Source organism: Stenotrophomonas sp. 1278, assembly GCF_029892765.1.
Taxonomy (GTDB): domain Bacteria; phylum Pseudomonadota; class Gammaproteobacteria; order Xanthomonadales; family Xanthomonadaceae; genus Stenotrophomonas; species Stenotrophomonas indicatrix.
Window position 1 is genome coordinate 79,735 of the sequence record NZ_JARXWD010000017.1, and the last position, 15,650, is coordinate 95,384.

The following is a 15,650-nucleotide window of genomic DNA, read 5'->3' on the forward strand; positions in this document are numbered from 1 at the left end:
GTGGATCCGTCGAGAGCCGGGTTACAGCACCCGCTGCATTTCCACGGCGTCGATTCCGGCGCCGTGGCCATCGGCTACCACGCGTACCACCTGGAAGCCGAGGCCGGCATAGAAGCCCTGCGTGTGCTGGCTGGTGCTGAGCGTGATGCGCTGGATCGATGGGTCTGCTTCAGCCTGATGCAGGCGGGCCACTGCCAGCGCGCGTCCCAGCCCCTGTCTGTGGCGACTTCGTTCGACCATGCCCCAGCACAAGCTGGCGCTGCCATTGCCGCAGTGCCAGAGGCCGCCGCAGGCCACCACCTGGCCCTCGACCTCGATCACCTGGAAGGCGCGTGGCACGGCGTGTTCGTGCAGGAAGCGCTCGAAGTCACCCCGCTCTGCGGTTGCGAAGTAGGTGGGCACGTTGCTGTCGAAGATCGACAGGCAGGCGGTGACGTCGGTGCAGCGGTAGGGGCGGGGTGTCATGAATGACTGTCATCGTGGTGGCGGGCACATTGTGCGCGAGGTCCGGACCATTGATGTCCGGATATGGCGAGCCCGGAAACCGGTCCGGACGCAGACTGCGGGTCCCCGCCATCAGGAGGTTCCATGTCCAACGTTCACCAGAACTTCGTTCAACTCCATCAACGCGCTGGTCTTTATGTGCTGCCCAACGTATGGGATGCCGGTGGCGCACGCCTGGTCCAGCAGCTGGGAGCTGTCGCGGTGGGAACATCGAGTGCTGCCATGGCGTGGTCCTGCGGCTATGCCGATGGCGGTGCGCTGCCGGATACCGCGCTGCTGCAGCGGGTTTCAGAAATTGTTGGTGTGACCTCGCTGCCGGTCACGGTCGATATCGAGGACGGTTACAGCGATGTCCCCGATGCGGTCGCTGAGCGGGTGCTGCGCCTGGTGGAGGCGGGTGCAGTAGGGATCAACATCGAAGACGGTGCCGGCAGCCCTGCGGCGCTGGTGGGCAAGATCACGGCCATCCGTTCGGCGCTGGGCGGACGATCGCTGTTCATCAATGCGCGCACCGATGTGTATCTGCGCGGCCTGGCCGAAGGGGACGAGGCGGTGGGGATGAGCATCGATCGGCTGCAGGCCTATGCACGTGCCGGTGCCGACGGCGGCTTCGTGCCCGGGCTTCGCGCGCTGGACGAGGTTGCTGCGGTTGCCGGCGCCGTGCCGCTGCCTCTCAACCTGATGTGGCTGCCAGGGATGGCGCCGTTTGCTGCGCTGTCGCAGGCCGGTGTGCGGCGGCTCAGCGCTGGGCCGGCCTTGTTCATGCACGCATGGACAGCGATGGCTGCGGCGACCACGGATTTTCTCGGCGGTGTGATGGCGATGCCCGAGGGCGCACCAGGCTATGCGGCCTTGAACCAGCTGTTCAGCGAAAGGTGAGGGCGCCAAGGCGGGGGGCGCCGACAGGCTCGACCACGGGCAGGTAGTCGATGCGACCGGGCCGAGGCATCCACGCATGGCGTGGATCTACTGTCGTATCTGGGGGAACAAGCCCCTCTGTTGAGGGGCTGCCCCGACAGGGGCGGGGAGAGGCCGGCGAAGGGAGGGGCCCGAACGTTGCGCAGCAACGTTTGGGGCGAAGCGTGCGGAACGCGCGTCGCGTCCCCAGCCAGATAAATAAAAAAGGGCTGCTGTCCGGCTCTACCCCTGCGGGCCGTCAAACCCGGGCGGGCGCGCATCCACGCATGGCGTGGATCTACTGCCGTAGCTGGAGGAACAAGCCCTCTGTTGAGGGGCTGCCCCGACAGGGGCGGGGAGAGGCCGGCGAGGGGAGGGGCCCGAACGTTGCGCAGCAACGTTTGGGGCGAAAGCGCGCGCAGCGCACTTCGCGTCCCCAGCCAGATAAATAGAAAAGGCCGCCCGAAGGGCAGCCTTTTTTATTTATCTGGCGGAGAGAGGGGGATTCGAACCCCCGAAGCGCGGTTTAGACGCTTACACACTTTCCAGGCGTGCTCCTTCAACCACTCGGACACCTCTCCGGATCCCTGCCATCGGCAAACGCCTCAGCAGGGGCGCAGATTCTAGCGGGCGCAGCGGCAGGACACAAGCACTGGTTTGCAGGGCGAGAGGGCTGGACAGGCGTGGCACAATGGAACATCCGATGGAAGACGGTGGCCTGATGTCCTATCTCGTCCTTGCCCGCAAGTGGCGTCCGAAGCGTTTTGCCGAGCTGGTGGGCCAGGAACACGTGGTCCGTGCGCTCAGCAATGCGCTCGACAGCGGCCGGGTCCACCATGCGTTCCTGTTCACCGGTACCCGCGGCGTGGGCAAGACCACGATCGCGCGCATCTTCGCCAAGTCGCTGAACTGCGAGCAGGGCACCAGTGCCGATCCCTGCGGCCAGTGTGCGGCCTGCCTGGACATCGACGCCGGTCGCTACATCGACCTGCTGGAAATCGATGCCGCGTCCAATACCGGCGTGGACGATGTGCGCGAGGTGATCGAGAACGCCCAGTACATGCCCTCGCGTGGCAAGTACAAGGTGTACCTGATCGACGAAGTGCACATGCTGTCCAAGGCCGCGTTCAATGCGCTGCTGAAGACGCTGGAAGAACCGCCGGAACATGTGAAGTTCCTGCTGGCCACCACCGATCCGCAGAAGCTGCCGGTCACCGTGCTCAGCCGCTGCCTGCAGTTCAACCTCAAGCGCCTGGATGAAGATCAGATCCAGGGGCAGATGACCCGCATCCTCACCGCCGAGGAGATCGAGTCGGATCCGACCGCTATCGTGCAGCTGGCCAAGGCCGCCGACGGCAGCCTGCGTGATGGCCTGTCGCTGCTCGACCAGGCCATTGCCTATGCCGGCGGTGCGCTGCGTGAGGACGTGGTGCGCACCATGCTGGGCACGGTCGACCGCACCCAGGTGGCGGCCATGCTCGATGCCCTGGCCGAGGGCGATGGCCCGCGCCTGCTGCAGGTAGTGGCGGCACTGGCCGAGTTCTCGCCGGACTGGAGCGGGGTGCTCGATGCACTGGCCGAGGGCCTGCACCGCATCCAGGTGCAGCAACTGGTGCCGGGCGCGTCCGCCGCTGCCGAGGGACTGGATGCCAGCGTGTTTGCTGAACGCCTGCGCCCGGAAGTGGTCCAGCTCTGGTATCAGATGGCCCTGAATGGTCGTCGCGATCTGCCATTGGCGCCCAGCCCGCGCGCCGGCTTTGAAATGGCCGTGCTGCGCATGCTGGCGTTCCGCCCTGCGGCTGCCGTGCCGTCGGTGCCGCGTACTCCGGAATCCTCCGGTGGCAGCGCACCGACCGGTACGGGCCAGACCGGGGGCGGCCTTGCTGGCAGCCAAGAAGGAGCTGCACCGGCCGCTGCTGCGGCACCAGAAGCCGCAGCGGCCACCCAGGCAATTGCGGTACCCGTGTCGGCGGAGGCAACCGCGCAGACGCCGAACCCGGCGCCACAGCGCGAACCCGAGCCGGAGCCCGAGCCGTCCCCGGAACCAGATCCGACCCCGGAACCTGAACCGGCTCCGATCGAGGAACCCGGATCCCCGCTGCCGATGAAGGCGCAGTTGGCTCCCGAGGCGGCCACGCCCAAGGCACCTGCCGAGGCAGATGACCTGCCGCCGTGGGCGACCGACGCGGCTGGCGCGCGCGATGAAGCGCTGGCGGCCGAGATGGCAACGCCCGACGCGGCGATGGTCGCGCCGTGGCACGAGCCGCCGGCGCCGGCTTCACCGCCGGTTGCAGAGGCGGTTGCCGCGCCGGAGCGTTCGTTCCGTGCCGAGGGTATCGACATCGCCCCGGCACCGGTTGCGGCAAAGGAAAAAGCTTCGCCGGCAGGCAGCGTCAGTGACCTGGCCTGTGCCGAGGACTGGCTCGACCTGATCGCCAACAGTGGCCTCAGCGGTCCGTCGCGACAGCTTGCGGCCAATGCGGCCTTCATCAGTTGCCAGCATGGGGTCTTGAAACTGGGCCTTTCGCCCGGATTTGAATACCTGCGCTCCGAGCGCGCGCTGGCAGCGTTGGGCGAGGTGCTGGAAAAGTCCCTTGGCCACGCGCTGAAGATCGTGGTCGAAACCGTGGAAACCGAGCAGGTCCCGGCTGAGACCCTGCACCAGCGCGCTGACCGCCAGCGTGGCGAGCGGCAGCAGGCTGCCGAGGCCATTTTCATGGACGACCCGGAAGTCCAGCTGCTGATCCAGCAGCACGGCGCCCGGGTTGTTTCCGATTCCATCCGTTCTTTTGACGAGTAAGACGACATGCGCGGCAATATCGCCCAACTGATGCAGCAGGCCCAGAAGATGCAGGAAAACCTGCAGAAGGCCCAGGAAGAAATCGCCAAGATCGAAGTGACCGGCAGCGCCGGTGGCGGCATGGTCAGCGTTACCCTGACCGGCGCCAAGGAGTGCCGCAAGGTACGCATCGATCCGTCGCTGGCCAGTGATCCGGAAATGCTGGAAGACCTGATCGCCGCCGCCTTCAACGACGCGTCGAACAAGATCGACGCCGAGTCGAAGTCGAAGATGGGTTCGGCCACTGCCGGCATGCAGCTGCCGCCGGGCATGAAAATGCCGTTCTGATGTCCGGGCTGGCACCCGCACTGCCGGGTGCCATGCACTGTGTAGCGTCGAGCGTGCTCGATTGCCCGCAATTTCCAGTCGAGCACGCTCGGCTCTACAGAACACGCCGCCGTGTCCGCACCCCTGCTTGAACAACTGATCGATGCACTGCGGGTGTTGCCTGGCGTAGGCCAGAAGACGGCGCAGCGCATGGCTTACCACCTGCTCGAACGCGAGCGCGAAGGTGGCAAACGCCTTGCCGAGACGCTGGCGCAGGCGGTTGAACGCATCGGTCACTGTGCGCAGTGCCGCGACTTCAGCGAAACCGAGCTGTGCCCGACCTGCGCCAATGGCAGCCGCGAGCGCAGCCAGCTGTGCGTGGTGGAATCGCCGGCTGACCGCCTGGCGATCGAGAACGCCACCGGCTATCGCGGCGTTTACTTCGTGCTGCAGGGGCGCCTGTCGCCGCTGGATGGCATCGGGCCGCGCGAGCTGGGTCTGGAGCAGCTGGAACAGCGCCTGGCCGAGGCGGAAGTGCAGGAACTGATCATTGCCACCAGCGCCACCGTCGAAGGCGAAGCTACCGCGCACTATCTCGCGCAGCTGGCGCGTGCCCGCCAGGTGCGGCCGAGTCGACTGGCCCAGGGCCTGCCCCTCGGTGGTGAGCTGGAGTACGTCGATCGCGGCACGCTGTCGCACGCGTTCGGCACCCGCAGCGAAGTGCGCGATTGAGTCGATGCCGGGCATGCCCCGGCGTTACCGGCCTACAATGCGGAAAATACCCCGCCGAGGCCGACCATGAGCAGCGAAACCCTCTTCAGCAAGATCATCCGTCGCGAGATCCCGGCCACCATCGTCTATGAAGACGACGACGTGCTGGCGTTCAAGGACATCGCACCGCAGGCGCCGGTGCACGTGCTGTTCATTCCGAAGAACGAGATCATTCCGACCCTGGATGACCTGCAGCCGTCGCAGGCGCACCTGATCGGCAAGCTGGCGCTGGCCGCCGCCGAGTACGCGCGTCGGGAAGGTTTCGCGCAGGACGGCTACCGCATCGTGATGAACTGCCGCGAAGATGCCGGGCAGACCGTGTTCCATATCCACATGCATCTGCTGGCTGGCGCGCCGCTGGGCCACTTCGGTACGCCAGGGCGTTGAGGCGGCCATCCACGCATGGCGTGGATCTACTGTTGTTGGTGCGCTGTCGATCCACGCCATGCGTGGATGAAAAAAGGCCGCCCGATGGGCGGCCTTGTGCATCATGCTTACCGGGCCTGGACTACCACCAGCCCCAGCCGCGGTAACCGCCCCAGTACGGGCCATACGGGCCCGGGCCCCACGGTCCGTAGGGGTAGGGCACCACATCGACCTGGCGCTGCTCCGGCCACAGGTAGATCACGTCGGCAGACAGCTTCGGCAGCCGGTAGTCGTAATCGCCGATACGGGTGTTGGCGTAGCCATCGATCTTGCCGATGAAGGTCACGTCGCGGCCGGCTTCGAACACGGCCGGATCGTAGAAGCCGGCGCGGCAGGCGATGAAGCGGCCGTCGCTGGCGTCGGAAGAGGTGGTGTTCGGGCGGCCACTGCCGTTGAGCGGGCGCGAGATGATCTGGAAACAGGTCTCGCCCTGGCCGGGCTTGGTTTCGATGATCCGGCCACCCCAGCGCACCGGCGTGCCGACCTGCTGGGTGGCAACCGAGTCGCGCGGGGAAACCAGGCTGAACTGTCCCTGCAGCGGCTTGGGGGCCGTGGCGCAGGCCGACAAGGCCAGGGCGGCCACGGCGGTGAGGAGGAACTTGGTATTCATGGGGAGGCTCCGGAAGTCGGGCGATGCCTGCGCAGGTCCCGCAATAATGGGGCGAGCTCGGTACAAGTGCCAGCGTAGCGTGCATCAGCGAAACGCTGGCTGAGTGTGATGAGGGCCGGGTCGGGGCGCTGTGCGTGGATCCGGCGGGCCCAGTGCAGGGCCGGTTCGTGCGGTTCGCGGCCCAGACCCAGCCGCGCATAGCGCTGCCCCAGCCGGTGCCAGGCGCGCAGCAGCGGGTCACGCTCGCGTTCGCCACGGGCCAGCAGCCACGCCATCCACGCCAGCGCCAGCAACGCGGCCGTCACGAAGCCGGCCAGCAGCTGTCCAGGGCCGAGGTCGTCCAGCCCGAACGGTTGCAGCAACTGCTGCTGGCGGCGCGCGTCGAAGGACAGCACCAGTTCGTTCCAGCCCCTGCGCATCCAGTCGCCGACCTGGCCCAGCTGCAGCCAGCGGTGCTGCAGGCCGGTATCGGCCCCGGCCTGCAGGCGGTCGTCGAGCGTGTCCAGGATGCGCTCGGGTGCTACTGCCGCTGTCGGATCGATGCGTACCCAGCCGCGTTGCGGCAGCCATACCTCAGCCCAGGCGTGGGCGTCCATCCGCCGCAGCACCCAGTAGTCGCCGATCCGGTTGCGCGTGCCGCCGGCGAACCCGGTGACCACCCGCGCGGGAATGCCGGCATTGCGCATCAGCACCACGAAGGCAGAGCTGAAATGCTGGCAGTAGCCGGCCTTGTAGTCGAACAGGAATGCATCGACCGGATCACGCCCGGCGGCCGGTGTTTCAAGCGTGTACGAGAAGTCCGCGGTGATCCACGCCAGGGCGCGACGGACCACGGCGTCGTCATCGTTTCCCGCTTCCTGCCGCCACTGTCGGGCCAGGTTTGCCGTGCGTGGGTTGAAGCCTTCGGGCAACTGCAGCGCAGCGCGACGCTGGTACGACGACAGCGTGGCATCGAAGCGCTGCGGCGGAACCGAGTGCAGGCGCCACCGGCTCAGTGCGGACAATGCGCGGTCGCTGCTCAGGCTCAGGGCTGCATCCAGCCGGCTGCCCTCTGGTGCGGCAGTAGGGAGATCCAGCGCGACCAGCTGGCGACGGTCGGTGGGTTCGTAATCGATCTGATAGTCCCAGCCCTCCGTGCCGTGTTCCACGATGGCTGGCGGCAGACCTTCGGTACGGCGGTCGCGTCGCCAGACATGCCCATCGAACTGGGTCAGTACCGGCCCGCGCCAGTAGCGCTGTGCCGGCGCTGGAACCGCGCCGAAGAACTGCGCCCGCAGGGCCGGGGTGTCGTCGGCCATCAGGTCCAGCCACTTGTCCGGCTCCATCGTGTCCGACAGCCCCGGTGTGCCGACGGCGCGTTCGGGAATGCCCCACAGCGGCGTGGCCAACCGCGGGAACAGCCAGAAGCAGGCCAGCGCCAGCGGCAGGCCGATCAGCAGTAGGCGACCGACACCACGCAGCTGCGTGGTCAGTGGCGGCGGCGCACTGCGGCCTTCACCCTGCGCCAAGCGCTGCAGCGCAATCAGGGCGCTGACGCCGGCCAGCACGGCGAGCACGGTGGTCAGCGGCCCCTGGTCGAGCAGGAAGGCAGCAAACGGTGAAAACAGGGCAAAGCCGAGCAGGCTGCGTGCATCGCGCAGCGTGCGCAGCTCGCTTGACTTGATGGCCAGCATCGCCGCCAGCAGCGCGCAACCGGTATCCCGGCCGGGGCGCACTGCCCCCATCTGCCAGACGATGGCAGCAAGCATGCCCAGCACCAACAGTACCCGCACCGGCATCGGCAGCACGCCGCGCTGTGACAGTGCTGCGGTGACGAGCGCCGCCACGGCGATCAACGCGGCCAATGCGGTGGGCAGCTGCAGCAGCAGCGGCAACAAGGCCAGTGCGGCGCTGGCCAGCGTCCACGTGCGGGTGTTGCGGTCCAGCAGCAGGGTAGGCTCAGTCATGGGGAAGCAATGCCAGCGCGCGCAGGCACAGATGGTGGTGGCCGGCGCCCTGGCCGGGGCCAAGCGGTGGCTGCATCGGCAGCAGCAGCGTGTAGCGACGGCCTTCGCGCTCGGCGCTGTCCACCCAGCGTGCCAGCCGCGCGATGCGGGCCTCCTGGCCCAAGGGGGCCAGCGCGCGCCAGTCCAGCACGACCTCGATGCCTATCGGTTTTTCATACTCGCGTACCAGCAGCGTGTCGCGGCGCGCCGAGTGTTTCCAGGCAATGCTGCGGGGTGGATCCCCGGCACGATACGGGCGCAGCTGATGCAGTTCCTCGCCGTTGGCATGGGCGCGGGTGTGCAGAGGATCGCTGCCCTGCTGTGGCAATGGCGGTGCCTTCGCTTCGGCCAGCGGGTAGACCAGCAGGGGTTCTTCAGGCCACACCCATGACCACGCCCTGACCAGGCCAAGCGGCTGGGTGCTGGACAGGCGGATGCGTGGCAGTTCCAGCCAGCCACGGCGTTCGCTGGGTACTTCCAGCTCGGCTTCACCGCGGCCGTGCGCGGGCAGGTCGAGCCACACCTCGCTGTCGCCCAGTTGCAGGTGCAGGCCATGGCGCGCTCGCGGGTCGCGCAGCGACAGGTCCACGCGCAGGCGCAGCGGTTGCCCGGCCGGCACCGGCTCGGCGGAGATCGCATCGATCTGTACGCCCGACAGCTGCAGGTGTGCGGCGATGGTGCTGGCGATCGCGGCTGCGGCCAGCAGCAGCGCCAGCAACAGGGCCGGATTGTTGTTGTAATTCAGCGCGCCCAGCAGCATCGCGACCAGCAGGCAGGCCACAAACAGGCCGAAGCGGGTGGGCAGCACATAGATGCGCCGGCGGTCCAGCCGCTGCGGCAACGACTCGGGCGTACGCGGGCGTGCCATCTGCAGCAGTCGCCGGGCATGCGATGCCATCTTCAATCGACCGCGACGGTCTGCAGGATCGCCCGTGCCAGCGCCGGCCCTGTGCTGGACTCGGCTTCGCCCACCAGGCGATGGCCCGCCACCGCCACGAACAGGGTCTGCACGTCTTCGGGCACGACGTGGCCACGGCCGAGCAGCAGCGCATGTGCCCTGGCGGCACGCAGCAGGGCCAGGCCGGCGCGCGGCGACAATCCCACGCGTACGCCGGCGTGCTGGCGGCTGCGGGTCAGCAGAGCCTGCACGTAGTCCACCAGCGCATCGCTGACATGCACCTGGCCGACCGCTTCGCGCAGCGTGCGGACCTGGTTGTCGTCCAGCTGCGGCAGCGTGCGGGCGATCAGGTCGCGACGATCGCTGCCACGCAGCAGTTCACGCTCGGCCTGCGCGCTGGGATAGCCCATCGCCAGCCGCAGCAGGAACCGATCCAGTTGCGAGTCGGGCAACGGGAAGGTGCCCGACAGATCCACCGGGTTCTGCGTAGCGATCACGAAGAACGGATCGGGCAGGGCATGTGTCTGACCGTCGAGGGTGACCTGCTGCTCGGCCATCGCTTCCAGCAGGGCGCTCTGCGTGCGCGGCGGCGCCCGGTTGATCTCGTCGGCCAGCAGCACGTGGGTGAACACCGGCCCGGGATGGAACTGGAACTGGCGGCTGCCGGCGTCATACACCGATACGCCGAGCACGTCGGCAGGCAGCAGGTCGGAGGTGAACTGCACGCGCTGGAAGCTCAGCCCCAGGCTGCTGGCCAAGGCATGGGCCAAAGTGGTCTTGCCGAGACCAGGCAGGTCTTCGATCAGCAGATGGCCGCCAGAGAGCAGGGCCACGAAGGCCAACCGCACCTCATGCACCTTGCCCAGCACCAGCGCGTTGACCTGGTCCTGCGCATTGCGCAGGGACTGACGCAGTTGATCGGTTAGCATGCTGGGCATGGGGGACGAAGCTGTCATGGTCGTCTCAAGTTCGGTAACCGGTCGATTCTATCCATACATCAATGCAGGGCGAACAGCGCGCACGTACGATTTTTCTCTGGTTATGGACGCTCGTCACAGCGGCCAAGCTGGTCGTGGCCGCACGCCTGCCGTTGTTCGTCGATGAGGCGTTCTACTGGCAGGAAGGCCAGCATCTGGCTGCGGCCTATTCGGATCTGCCGGGGCTGACGGCCTGGTTGACCCGGTTGGGTGTGGAGCTTGGCGGCCAGCATGTGCTTGCGCTGCGCCTGCCGTTCCTGGCCATCGGCGCACTGCTGCCGCTGCTGGTATCGCGCATCGCAGCGCGCTGGTTCGGCAATGTTGCCGGTTGGCAGGCTGGCAGCTTGACGCTGCTGATGCCCTTGTCGGCCACGCTGGGCCTGCTGGCTGTGCCCGATGTGCCGATGGCGCTGGCGGCCGTGCTGTGCCTGGACGCCGGCGCACGCCTGCTGCGCAACGTCGACGCTTCCTCGGCAGTGAAGCTGGCGCTGGGCCTGCTGATCGGTGCGCTCAGCCACTATCGCTTCATCGGTGTGATCGGCGTCGGCTTCATTGCTCTGCTGGCGCTGCCGCAGGGCCGGCGCATGCTGGCCGATCCGCGCGTCTGGGTGGCCCTGGCCGTTGGCGTAGTGGCATGGCTGCCGCTGTTGGCCTGGAATGCCGACAATCACGATGCCGGACTGAAGTTCCAGGTGGTCGAGCGTCATCCGTGGGCGTTCGAGTGGCGCGGCCTGTGGTTCCTGGTGATCCAGCCGATGCTGGTGACGCCCATCCTCTGCATCGCGATGTGGAAAGCTGCACTGGCCGGCACCCGCAGCGGCGGCGGCGCGCGCGTGCAGTGGCGCTATTTCGGCCTGGTCGGCGGCGTATCGACACTGGGTATCTTCGCGCTGGGCTTCTTCACCGACGTCGAGCGCATCAGCTTCCATTGGCCGCTGCCGGGCTACCTGGCCCTGCTGGTGGCGGTGCCGGTGATCCTCAACGGCTGGCCCCGCTGGTTGCGGCGTACCGGCTGGTGGCTGGCCGGTCTGGGCATGGTGCTGGCCTTCGGCTATTACCTGATGGCGTCCTCGTCATCGCTGCGCGAGCAGTTGGCCGGCGACAAGTACTACCCGCGCAACTTTGCCGGCTGGCAGCCGCTGGCTGCTGCGGTCCGCGAAGAACTGCAGCAGATGCCGGAAGGCAGCCGCGTGCTGGCCGGCAACTTCAAGGTGGGCGCCGAACTGGGCTTCCAGTTGGGCCGTGGTGACATCGACGTGCTGCCGCATCCGCTCAATGACAAGCACGGCCGTACCGCGCAGTTGGCGCAATGGAACCAGTTGCATGAAGGCGAGCGCGACGTGCCGATGCTGCTGGTGCTGTCGCCCAGCGATCAGCGTTTCCGCGATCTGCTCGCCCGCTATCACGCCATCTGTGAACAGGTAGGGCCGCTGCCGCCACCACGCGTGGTCAGCAACGATCACGGATTCCAGCGCTTCCTGCTGTTCCGCCTGCCGGTGCAGCGCGCGCAGGGCGCGTGCGTGACGCCTGCGCTGGCCTACCTGGACTCGCCGGCCAATGCTGAGAAAGTGTCGGGCACGTTGGCGGTGAAGGGCTGGGCGTTCAAGGAAGGCGCCGGCCTGCTGCGTGTCGAAGTGTTGGTGGATGGGCGTTCGATCGGTGATGCACGCTATGGCCGCGAGCACGATATCCGCTCATTCTGGTCCGATTCCAATGACCCGCAGCATCCACGGGTCGGCTTTGATGCCGAAGTGGATACCACCACGCTGACGCCAGGCCGACATTGGCTGGGCCTGCGCCTGCACGGTCGCGATGGCAGCGTGGAGCAGTGGCAGGAGCAGCCCTTCGTGGTTGAAAAGCGCTGAGGCATCGTGCCTCCTGTGACGGGCCTGCACTCGGCTCGACGCATGGCTTGCCCTGCTTGCGGGCGGGCAGGTTTACGGCACTGCGAATCCGGCCCTGCGCAGCAATCCGCACAGTGCGATCAGCGGCAGCCCGATCAGCGCCGTGGGGTCTCGATTGTCGATGGCCTCGAACAGGCTGATGCCCAGGCCTTCGCACTTGAAGCTGCCGGCGCAGTCCAGCGGCTGCTCGATGGCCACGTAGCGGGCGATCTCCGGCGCCTGCAGCGCGCGGAAGCGCACCTGGGTCGTATCCATTGCCGAAAGTGATTCTCCGTCTCGGATGAGACTGACGGCCGTGTGGAAGCGCACCGTCTGCCCGGACATTGCCGCCAGCTGCGCGCAGGCCGCCTCGACCGTGCCCGGCTTGCCCAGCGGCTGACCGTTCAGGTCCGCCACCTGGTCCGAGCCGATCACCCAGCTGCCGGGGTGGCGGGCGGCCACCTCGGCCGCCTTCGCGCTGGCCAGGCGTGCCGCCAGCGCCAGCGGCGCCTCGTCGGCCTCCGCAGTCTCATCCACCTGCGGGCGTGCGCAGTCGAAGGGCAACCCCAGCCGTTCCAGCAGGTCGCGGCGGTAGCGGGAGGTGGAGGCCAGGACCAAGGCAGGCATGCAGGAATTCCGGGGGCGGGGCGCGGCAGTCTGGCCCGCTACCGCCAGCCACAGCAAGCCTTTCATGGCAGTCATTTGACACACGACCTGCCGATCCTTAATATTCGGCGGCTTATGTCCGCGAACGTACCCGAAACGCTGGATGCCTGGCGGATGGTCGTAGCGCGAAGGCGCTTCGACGGTCAGGTTCCCCTGGCTGAATTGACTCGCCTGCAGGGGCTTGTCGCAGATACCGAAGGTGAGTGTAATTACTCGCTCGAATTCGGTCGCGACGAGATCTTGCGGGTATCCTATGTGGAACTGACCATCGATACCGCGTTGCCGCTGACCTGTCAGCGCAGCATGCAGCGTTTCCTGCTGCCGGTGAAGATGACCCAGAGGCTTGGCCTGATCCGCGAGGAAGACGAGGAATCGTCTTTGCCGGAGGAGTACGAGCCGTTGCTGGTGCCGGAAGATGGCCAGCTGCGTCCGTTGGACCTGGTCGAGGACGAGTTGGTGCTGGCGGTGCCGGTGGTACCCCTGTCGCCGTACGGTGAGGCAGTCGACAAGGACTGGGCGCCGACCGAAGAAGAAATTGAAAAGGCCAATCCGTTCGCGGCGTTGGCGGCATTGAAGAAACAATAGCAGCCGGTTGTCGTCGGCGGCTGCGGCGAAAGCGAAAAGTGTGCTGGACGCTGGCGTCCTGTGCGACGAAACGACGAAGCAAAACGAACCGAGTTTGGAGCAATCCCATGGCTGTCCAGAAATCCCGTGTTACCCCGTCCCGTCGCGGCCAGCGTCGTTCGCATGACGCCCTGAGCGCCAAGCAGCTGTCGACCGACCCGACCACCGGCGAAGTGCATCTGCGTCACCACATCACTGCTGACGGTTTCTACCGCGGCAAGAAGGTCATCCAGACCAAGTCTTCGGCTGTCCAGGAAGACTGATGTGCCGGAAGGTCGCTGCCCGCTGGGCAGCGGCCTTCGCCTTCTTTCCCGGGCACGCCGGTGAACGGCGGCTCGTGCAACAGGAAACATGATGAGCAAGCGGATCTACTCGAGGATCGCGGGCACCGGTAGCTATTTGCCGGAAAAAGTCCTGACCAACGCCGACCTGGAAAAAATGGTCGAGACCTCGGACGAGTGGATCCAGACGCGCACCGGTATCCGTGAACGGCACATCGCTGCCGAAGGCGAAACCACCAGCGATCTCGGCTACCAGGCCGCGCTGCGTGCGATCGAAGCCGCTGGTATCGACGCTTCGCAGCTCGACATGATCGTGGTCGGTACGACCACTCCTGATCTGATCTTTCCCTCCACCGCGTGCCTGATCCAGGCCAAGCTCGGTGTGAGCGGCTGTCCCGCTTTCGACGTCAACGCGGCCTGTTCGGGCTTCGTGTTCGCGCTCAGCGTGGCTGACAAATTCATCCGCTCCGGTGATGCCCGCCATGTGCTGGTGATCGGCACGGAAACCCTGACCCGCATTGTCGATTGGGAAGACCGCACCACCTGCGTGCTGTTCGGTGATGGCGCGGGCGCCGTCGTGCTCAAGGCCGACGAAGAAACCGGCATCCTCAGCACCCACCTGCATTCGGACGGCAGCAAGAAAGAGCTGCTGTGGAATCCGGTCGGCGTCTCGGTCGGTTTCGGTGAAGGCAACAACGGTGGCGGCACCATCAACATGAAGGGTAACGACGTGTTCAAGTACGCCGTCAAGGCGCTGGACTCGGTCGTGGACGAAACCCTGGATGCCAACGGCCTGACCAAGTCCGACCTGGACTGGCTGATTCCGCACCAGGCCAACCTGCGCATCATCGAAGCCACCGCCAAGCGGCTGGAGATGTCGATGGACCAGGTCGTGGTCACCGTCGACAAGCATGGCAACACCTCGTCGGCCTCGGTGCCGCTGGCCCTGGATGCTGCTGTTCGTTCCGGCAGGGTCGAGCGCGGCCAGCTGTTGCTGCTGGAAGCCTTCGGTGGTGGCTTCACGTGGGGTTCGGCACTGCTGCGCTATTGATAGTGCCAGTTACGACAACGTGAAACCGTCGTTACGGCCCCTCTGGGGCCGTAATGCGTTAAAGGAGACTGTCATGGTTGAGCCCATCGTCATCGAAGGGCAGCGCGCCTGGCTGAAGCAGTACGGCGAAGGAAGCCGAGCGGTGGCCCTGGGCCTGCTCAATTTTGTTGCCCGCCGGTTCCATCTCGATGCCCTGCGCCCGCCGCCGCACCGCGGTGGCGACGCCGCGCGCGAAACCGAGGCCCGCCGGCTGGCGGAACTGCAGGCGCAGGGCGTGAACGTGCCCGCGGTGATCGGCAGCGGCCATGCCGCGCTGGTGATCGGCGACAACGGCAGCTCGTTCAATACCTGCCTGCGCGAAGCCGACGATGCCGGCCGCGATCGCCTCGTGGCCGCGGCAATGCAGGCCATTGCCGAAGCACACGCACGTGGCGCCTATTTCGGCCAGCCGTTGCCGCGCAACCTCACCTGGGATGGCCAGAACGTCGGTTTCATCGACTTCGAAGAAGATCCGCTGGAAGTCATGGATCTGGCCGAAGCGCAGGCGCGTGACTGGCTGATGTTCGGCTACGGCGTGGCCAAGTACTACGCTGACCGCCCCGAAAGCCTGCAGGCGATGATGGCCGAGGCGATGAACGGGGTGCAGGCACCGGTACGCGCGCATGTGCACGCCGTCAGCGGCCGTCTGCAGCGCTTGGCGCGGGTGTGCATGAAGCTGGGGCGCTCGGCGCGTGCGCTGGCCCACTCCATCTTCATCACCCATGGCGCCACCACGCTGGGCCTGCTGATGGTGGTCGGCCTGTGCATGGACTGGTTTGCCGACGGCGAGCTGGACATCCTGCAGCTGCTCTGCTGATCGCGGTCCGGCCGGGCGCGCCCCCCCCCCCCCCCCCCGCCCCCGCCCCCCCCCCCCCCACCCCCCCCCCCCCCCCCCCAAAAAACCCCCCCCCCCCCCCCCCCCCACCCCCACC

The 15,650-nt window shown here is 66.8% G+C and carries 16 protein-coding genes and 1 tRNA gene; 10 read left to right on the forward strand and 7 right to left on the reverse strand.

Going from position 1 to position 15,650, the window contains the following annotated elements; genetic code table 11:
* Positions 1–21 precede the first annotated feature (21 nt).
* Positions 22–465: a GNAT family N-acetyltransferase gene (locus tag M2299_RS14745; protein WP_280884581.1), complete on the reverse strand. Its 444-nt coding sequence runs from the start codon at positions 463–465 to the stop codon at positions 22–24.
* A 123-nt stretch (positions 466–588) separates the two neighbouring features.
* On the opposite strand from M2299_RS14745, the gene M2299_RS14750 reads away from it, so the two are divergent.
* Positions 589–1,383 (forward strand): isocitrate lyase/phosphoenolpyruvate mutase family protein, encoded by a 795-nt coding sequence (locus tag M2299_RS14750; RefSeq protein WP_280884582.1) that lies wholly within the window; start codon positions 589–591, stop codon positions 1,381–1,383.
* Between the two features lie 506 nt (positions 1,384–1,889).
* On the opposite strand, the gene M2299_RS14755 is transcribed toward M2299_RS14750, so the two are convergent.
* Positions 1,890–1,982: transfer RNA gene (locus M2299_RS14755), tRNA-Ser, on the reverse strand.
* Positions 1,983–2,104: 122 nt separating this feature from the next.
* On the opposite strand from M2299_RS14755, the gene dnaX reads away from it, so the two are divergent.
* The 4 genes from dnaX to M2299_RS14775 all read left to right on the forward strand — a co-directional run bounded on the left by dnaX (position 2,105) and on the right by M2299_RS14775 (position 5,665).
* A complete protein-coding gene (gene dnaX, locus M2299_RS14760) occupies positions 2,105–4,201 on the forward strand; it encodes a DNA polymerase III subunit gamma/tau (RefSeq protein WP_280884586.1) in 2,097 nt (698 codons plus the stop codon).
* A 6-nt stretch (positions 4,202–4,207) separates the two neighbouring features.
* Positions 4,208–4,528, forward strand: coding sequence for a YbaB/EbfC family nucleoid-associated protein (locus tag M2299_RS14765; RefSeq protein WP_025879376.1), 321 nt, complete (start codon positions 4,208–4,210; stop codon positions 4,526–4,528).
* A 111-nt stretch (positions 4,529–4,639) separates the two neighbouring features.
* On the forward strand, positions 4,640–5,239 hold the full coding sequence (gene recR, locus M2299_RS14770; protein ID WP_025879377.1) for a recombination mediator RecR: 600 nt from the start codon (positions 4,640–4,642) through the stop codon (positions 5,237–5,239).
* 66 nt (positions 5,240–5,305) lie between these two features.
* Positions 5,306–5,665: a histidine triad nucleotide-binding protein gene (locus M2299_RS14775; RefSeq protein WP_032977365.1), complete on the forward strand. Its 360-nt coding sequence runs from the start codon at positions 5,306–5,308 to the stop codon at positions 5,663–5,665.
* Between the two features lie 121 nt (positions 5,666–5,786).
* Here M2299_RS14775 and M2299_RS14780 read toward each other — a convergent pair whose 3' ends face one another.
* From M2299_RS14780 to M2299_RS14795, 4 genes are read right to left on the reverse strand one after another with little or no spacing between them, the layout of a single operon-like run.
* On the reverse strand, positions 5,787–6,314 hold the full coding sequence (locus M2299_RS14780) for a Slp family lipoprotein (protein ID WP_025879379.1): 528 nt from the start codon (positions 6,312–6,314) through the stop codon (positions 5,787–5,789).
* Complete coding sequence (locus M2299_RS14785; protein WP_280884583.1) at positions 6,311–8,260, reverse strand: DUF3488 and transglutaminase-like domain-containing protein; 1,950 nt, start codon at positions 8,258–8,260, stop codon at positions 6,311–6,313. The genes M2299_RS14780 and M2299_RS14785 overlap by 4 nt, the downstream gene beginning before the upstream one ends.
* Positions 8,253–9,197, reverse strand: a complete 945-nt coding sequence (locus M2299_RS14790; RefSeq protein WP_099783008.1) for a DUF58 domain-containing protein — start codon at positions 9,195–9,197, stop codon at positions 8,253–8,255. Before M2299_RS14790 ends, M2299_RS14785 begins: the two co-directional genes overlap by 8 nt.
* Before the next feature lie 2 nt (positions 9,198–9,199).
* Positions 9,200–10,153, reverse strand: a complete 954-nt coding sequence (locus M2299_RS14795; RefSeq protein WP_280884584.1) for an AAA family ATPase — start codon at positions 10,151–10,153, stop codon at positions 9,200–9,202.
* 44 nt (positions 10,154–10,197) lie between these two features.
* Here M2299_RS14795 and M2299_RS14800 point away from each other — a divergent pair, with 44 nt between their 5' ends.
* Positions 10,198–12,039 (forward strand): glycosyltransferase family 39 protein, encoded by a 1,842-nt coding sequence (locus M2299_RS14800; RefSeq protein WP_280884585.1) that lies wholly within the window; start codon positions 10,198–10,200, stop codon positions 12,037–12,039.
* Between the two features lie 72 nt (positions 12,040–12,111).
* Here the strand turns inward: M2299_RS14800 and M2299_RS14805 are convergent, their stop codons facing one another.
* The gene (locus tag M2299_RS14805; RefSeq protein WP_154879501.1) at positions 12,112–12,684 is read right to left on the reverse strand and encodes a Maf family nucleotide pyrophosphatase; all 573 of its coding nucleotides are present in this window, start codon (positions 12,682–12,684) and stop codon (positions 12,112–12,114) included.
* Between the two features lie 114 nt (positions 12,685–12,798).
* Here M2299_RS14805 and M2299_RS14810 point away from each other — a divergent pair, with 114 nt between their 5' ends.
* The 4 genes from M2299_RS14810 (at position 12,799) to M2299_RS14825 (ending at position 15,535) form a co-directional block, all read left to right on the forward strand.
* A complete protein-coding gene (locus M2299_RS14810; RefSeq protein WP_025879385.1) occupies positions 12,799–13,308 on the forward strand; it encodes a YceD family protein in 510 nt (169 codons plus the stop codon).
* 107 nt (positions 13,309–13,415) lie between these two features.
* Positions 13,416–13,610: a 50S ribosomal protein L32 gene (gene rpmF / locus M2299_RS14815; RefSeq protein WP_025879386.1), complete on the forward strand. Its 195-nt coding sequence runs from the start codon at positions 13,416–13,418 to the stop codon at positions 13,608–13,610.
* A gap of 91 nt (positions 13,611–13,701) precedes the next feature.
* Positions 13,702–14,679 (forward strand): beta-ketoacyl-ACP synthase III, encoded by a 978-nt coding sequence (locus tag M2299_RS14820; RefSeq protein ID WP_025879387.1) that lies wholly within the window; start codon positions 13,702–13,704, stop codon positions 14,677–14,679.
* A gap of 73 nt (positions 14,680–14,752) precedes the next feature.
* On the forward strand, positions 14,753–15,535 hold the full coding sequence (locus tag M2299_RS14825; protein ID WP_032977357.1) for a hypothetical protein: 783 nt from the start codon (positions 14,753–14,755) through the stop codon (positions 15,533–15,535).
* The last annotated feature ends 115 nt before the right edge of the window (positions 15,536–15,650 follow it).

Coding starts and splice junctions, on each gene's coding strand:
- M2299_RS14745 (WP_280884581.1), bottom strand. CDS start 465: ATGACACCCCGCCCCTACCGCTGCACCGACGTCACCGCCTGCCTGTCG.
- M2299_RS14750 (WP_280884582.1), top strand. CDS start 589: ATGTCCAACGTTCACCAGAACTTCGTTCAACTCCATCAACGCGCTGGT.
- dnaX (WP_280884586.1), top strand. CDS start 2,105: ATGGAAGACGGTGGCCTGATGTCCTATCTCGTCCTTGCCCGCAAGTGG.
- M2299_RS14765 (WP_025879376.1), top strand. CDS start 4,208: ATGCGCGGCAATATCGCCCAACTGATGCAGCAGGCCCAGAAGATGCAG.
- M2299_RS14775 (WP_032977365.1), top strand. CDS start 5,306: ATGAGCAGCGAAACCCTCTTCAGCAAGATCATCCGTCGCGAGATCCCG.
- M2299_RS14780 (WP_025879379.1), bottom strand. CDS start 6,314: ATGAATACCAAGTTCCTCCTCACCGCCGTGGCCGCCCTGGCCTTGTCG.
- M2299_RS14785 (WP_280884583.1), bottom strand. CDS start 8,260: ATGACTGAGCCTACCCTGCTGCTGGACCGCAACACCCGCACGTGGACG.
- M2299_RS14790 (WP_099783008.1), bottom strand. CDS start 9,197: ATGGCATCGCATGCCCGGCGACTGCTGCAGATGGCACGCCCGCGTACG.
- M2299_RS14795 (WP_280884584.1), bottom strand. CDS start 10,153: ATGACAGCTTCGTCCCCCATGCCCAGCATGCTAACCGATCAACTGCGT.
- M2299_RS14800 (WP_280884585.1), top strand. CDS start 10,198: ATGCAGGGCGAACAGCGCGCACGTACGATTTTTCTCTGGTTATGGACG.
- M2299_RS14805 (WP_154879501.1), bottom strand. CDS start 12,684: ATGCCTGCCTTGGTCCTGGCCTCCACCTCCCGCTACCGCCGCGACCTG.
- M2299_RS14810 (WP_025879385.1), top strand. CDS start 12,799: ATGTCCGCGAACGTACCCGAAACGCTGGATGCCTGGCGGATGGTCGTA.
- rpmF (WP_025879386.1), top strand. CDS start 13,416: ATGGCTGTCCAGAAATCCCGTGTTACCCCGTCCCGTCGCGGCCAGCGT.
- M2299_RS14820 (WP_025879387.1), top strand. CDS start 13,702: ATGAGCAAGCGGATCTACTCGAGGATCGCGGGCACCGGTAGCTATTTG.
- M2299_RS14825 (WP_032977357.1), top strand. CDS start 14,753: ATGGTTGAGCCCATCGTCATCGAAGGGCAGCGCGCCTGGCTGAAGCAG.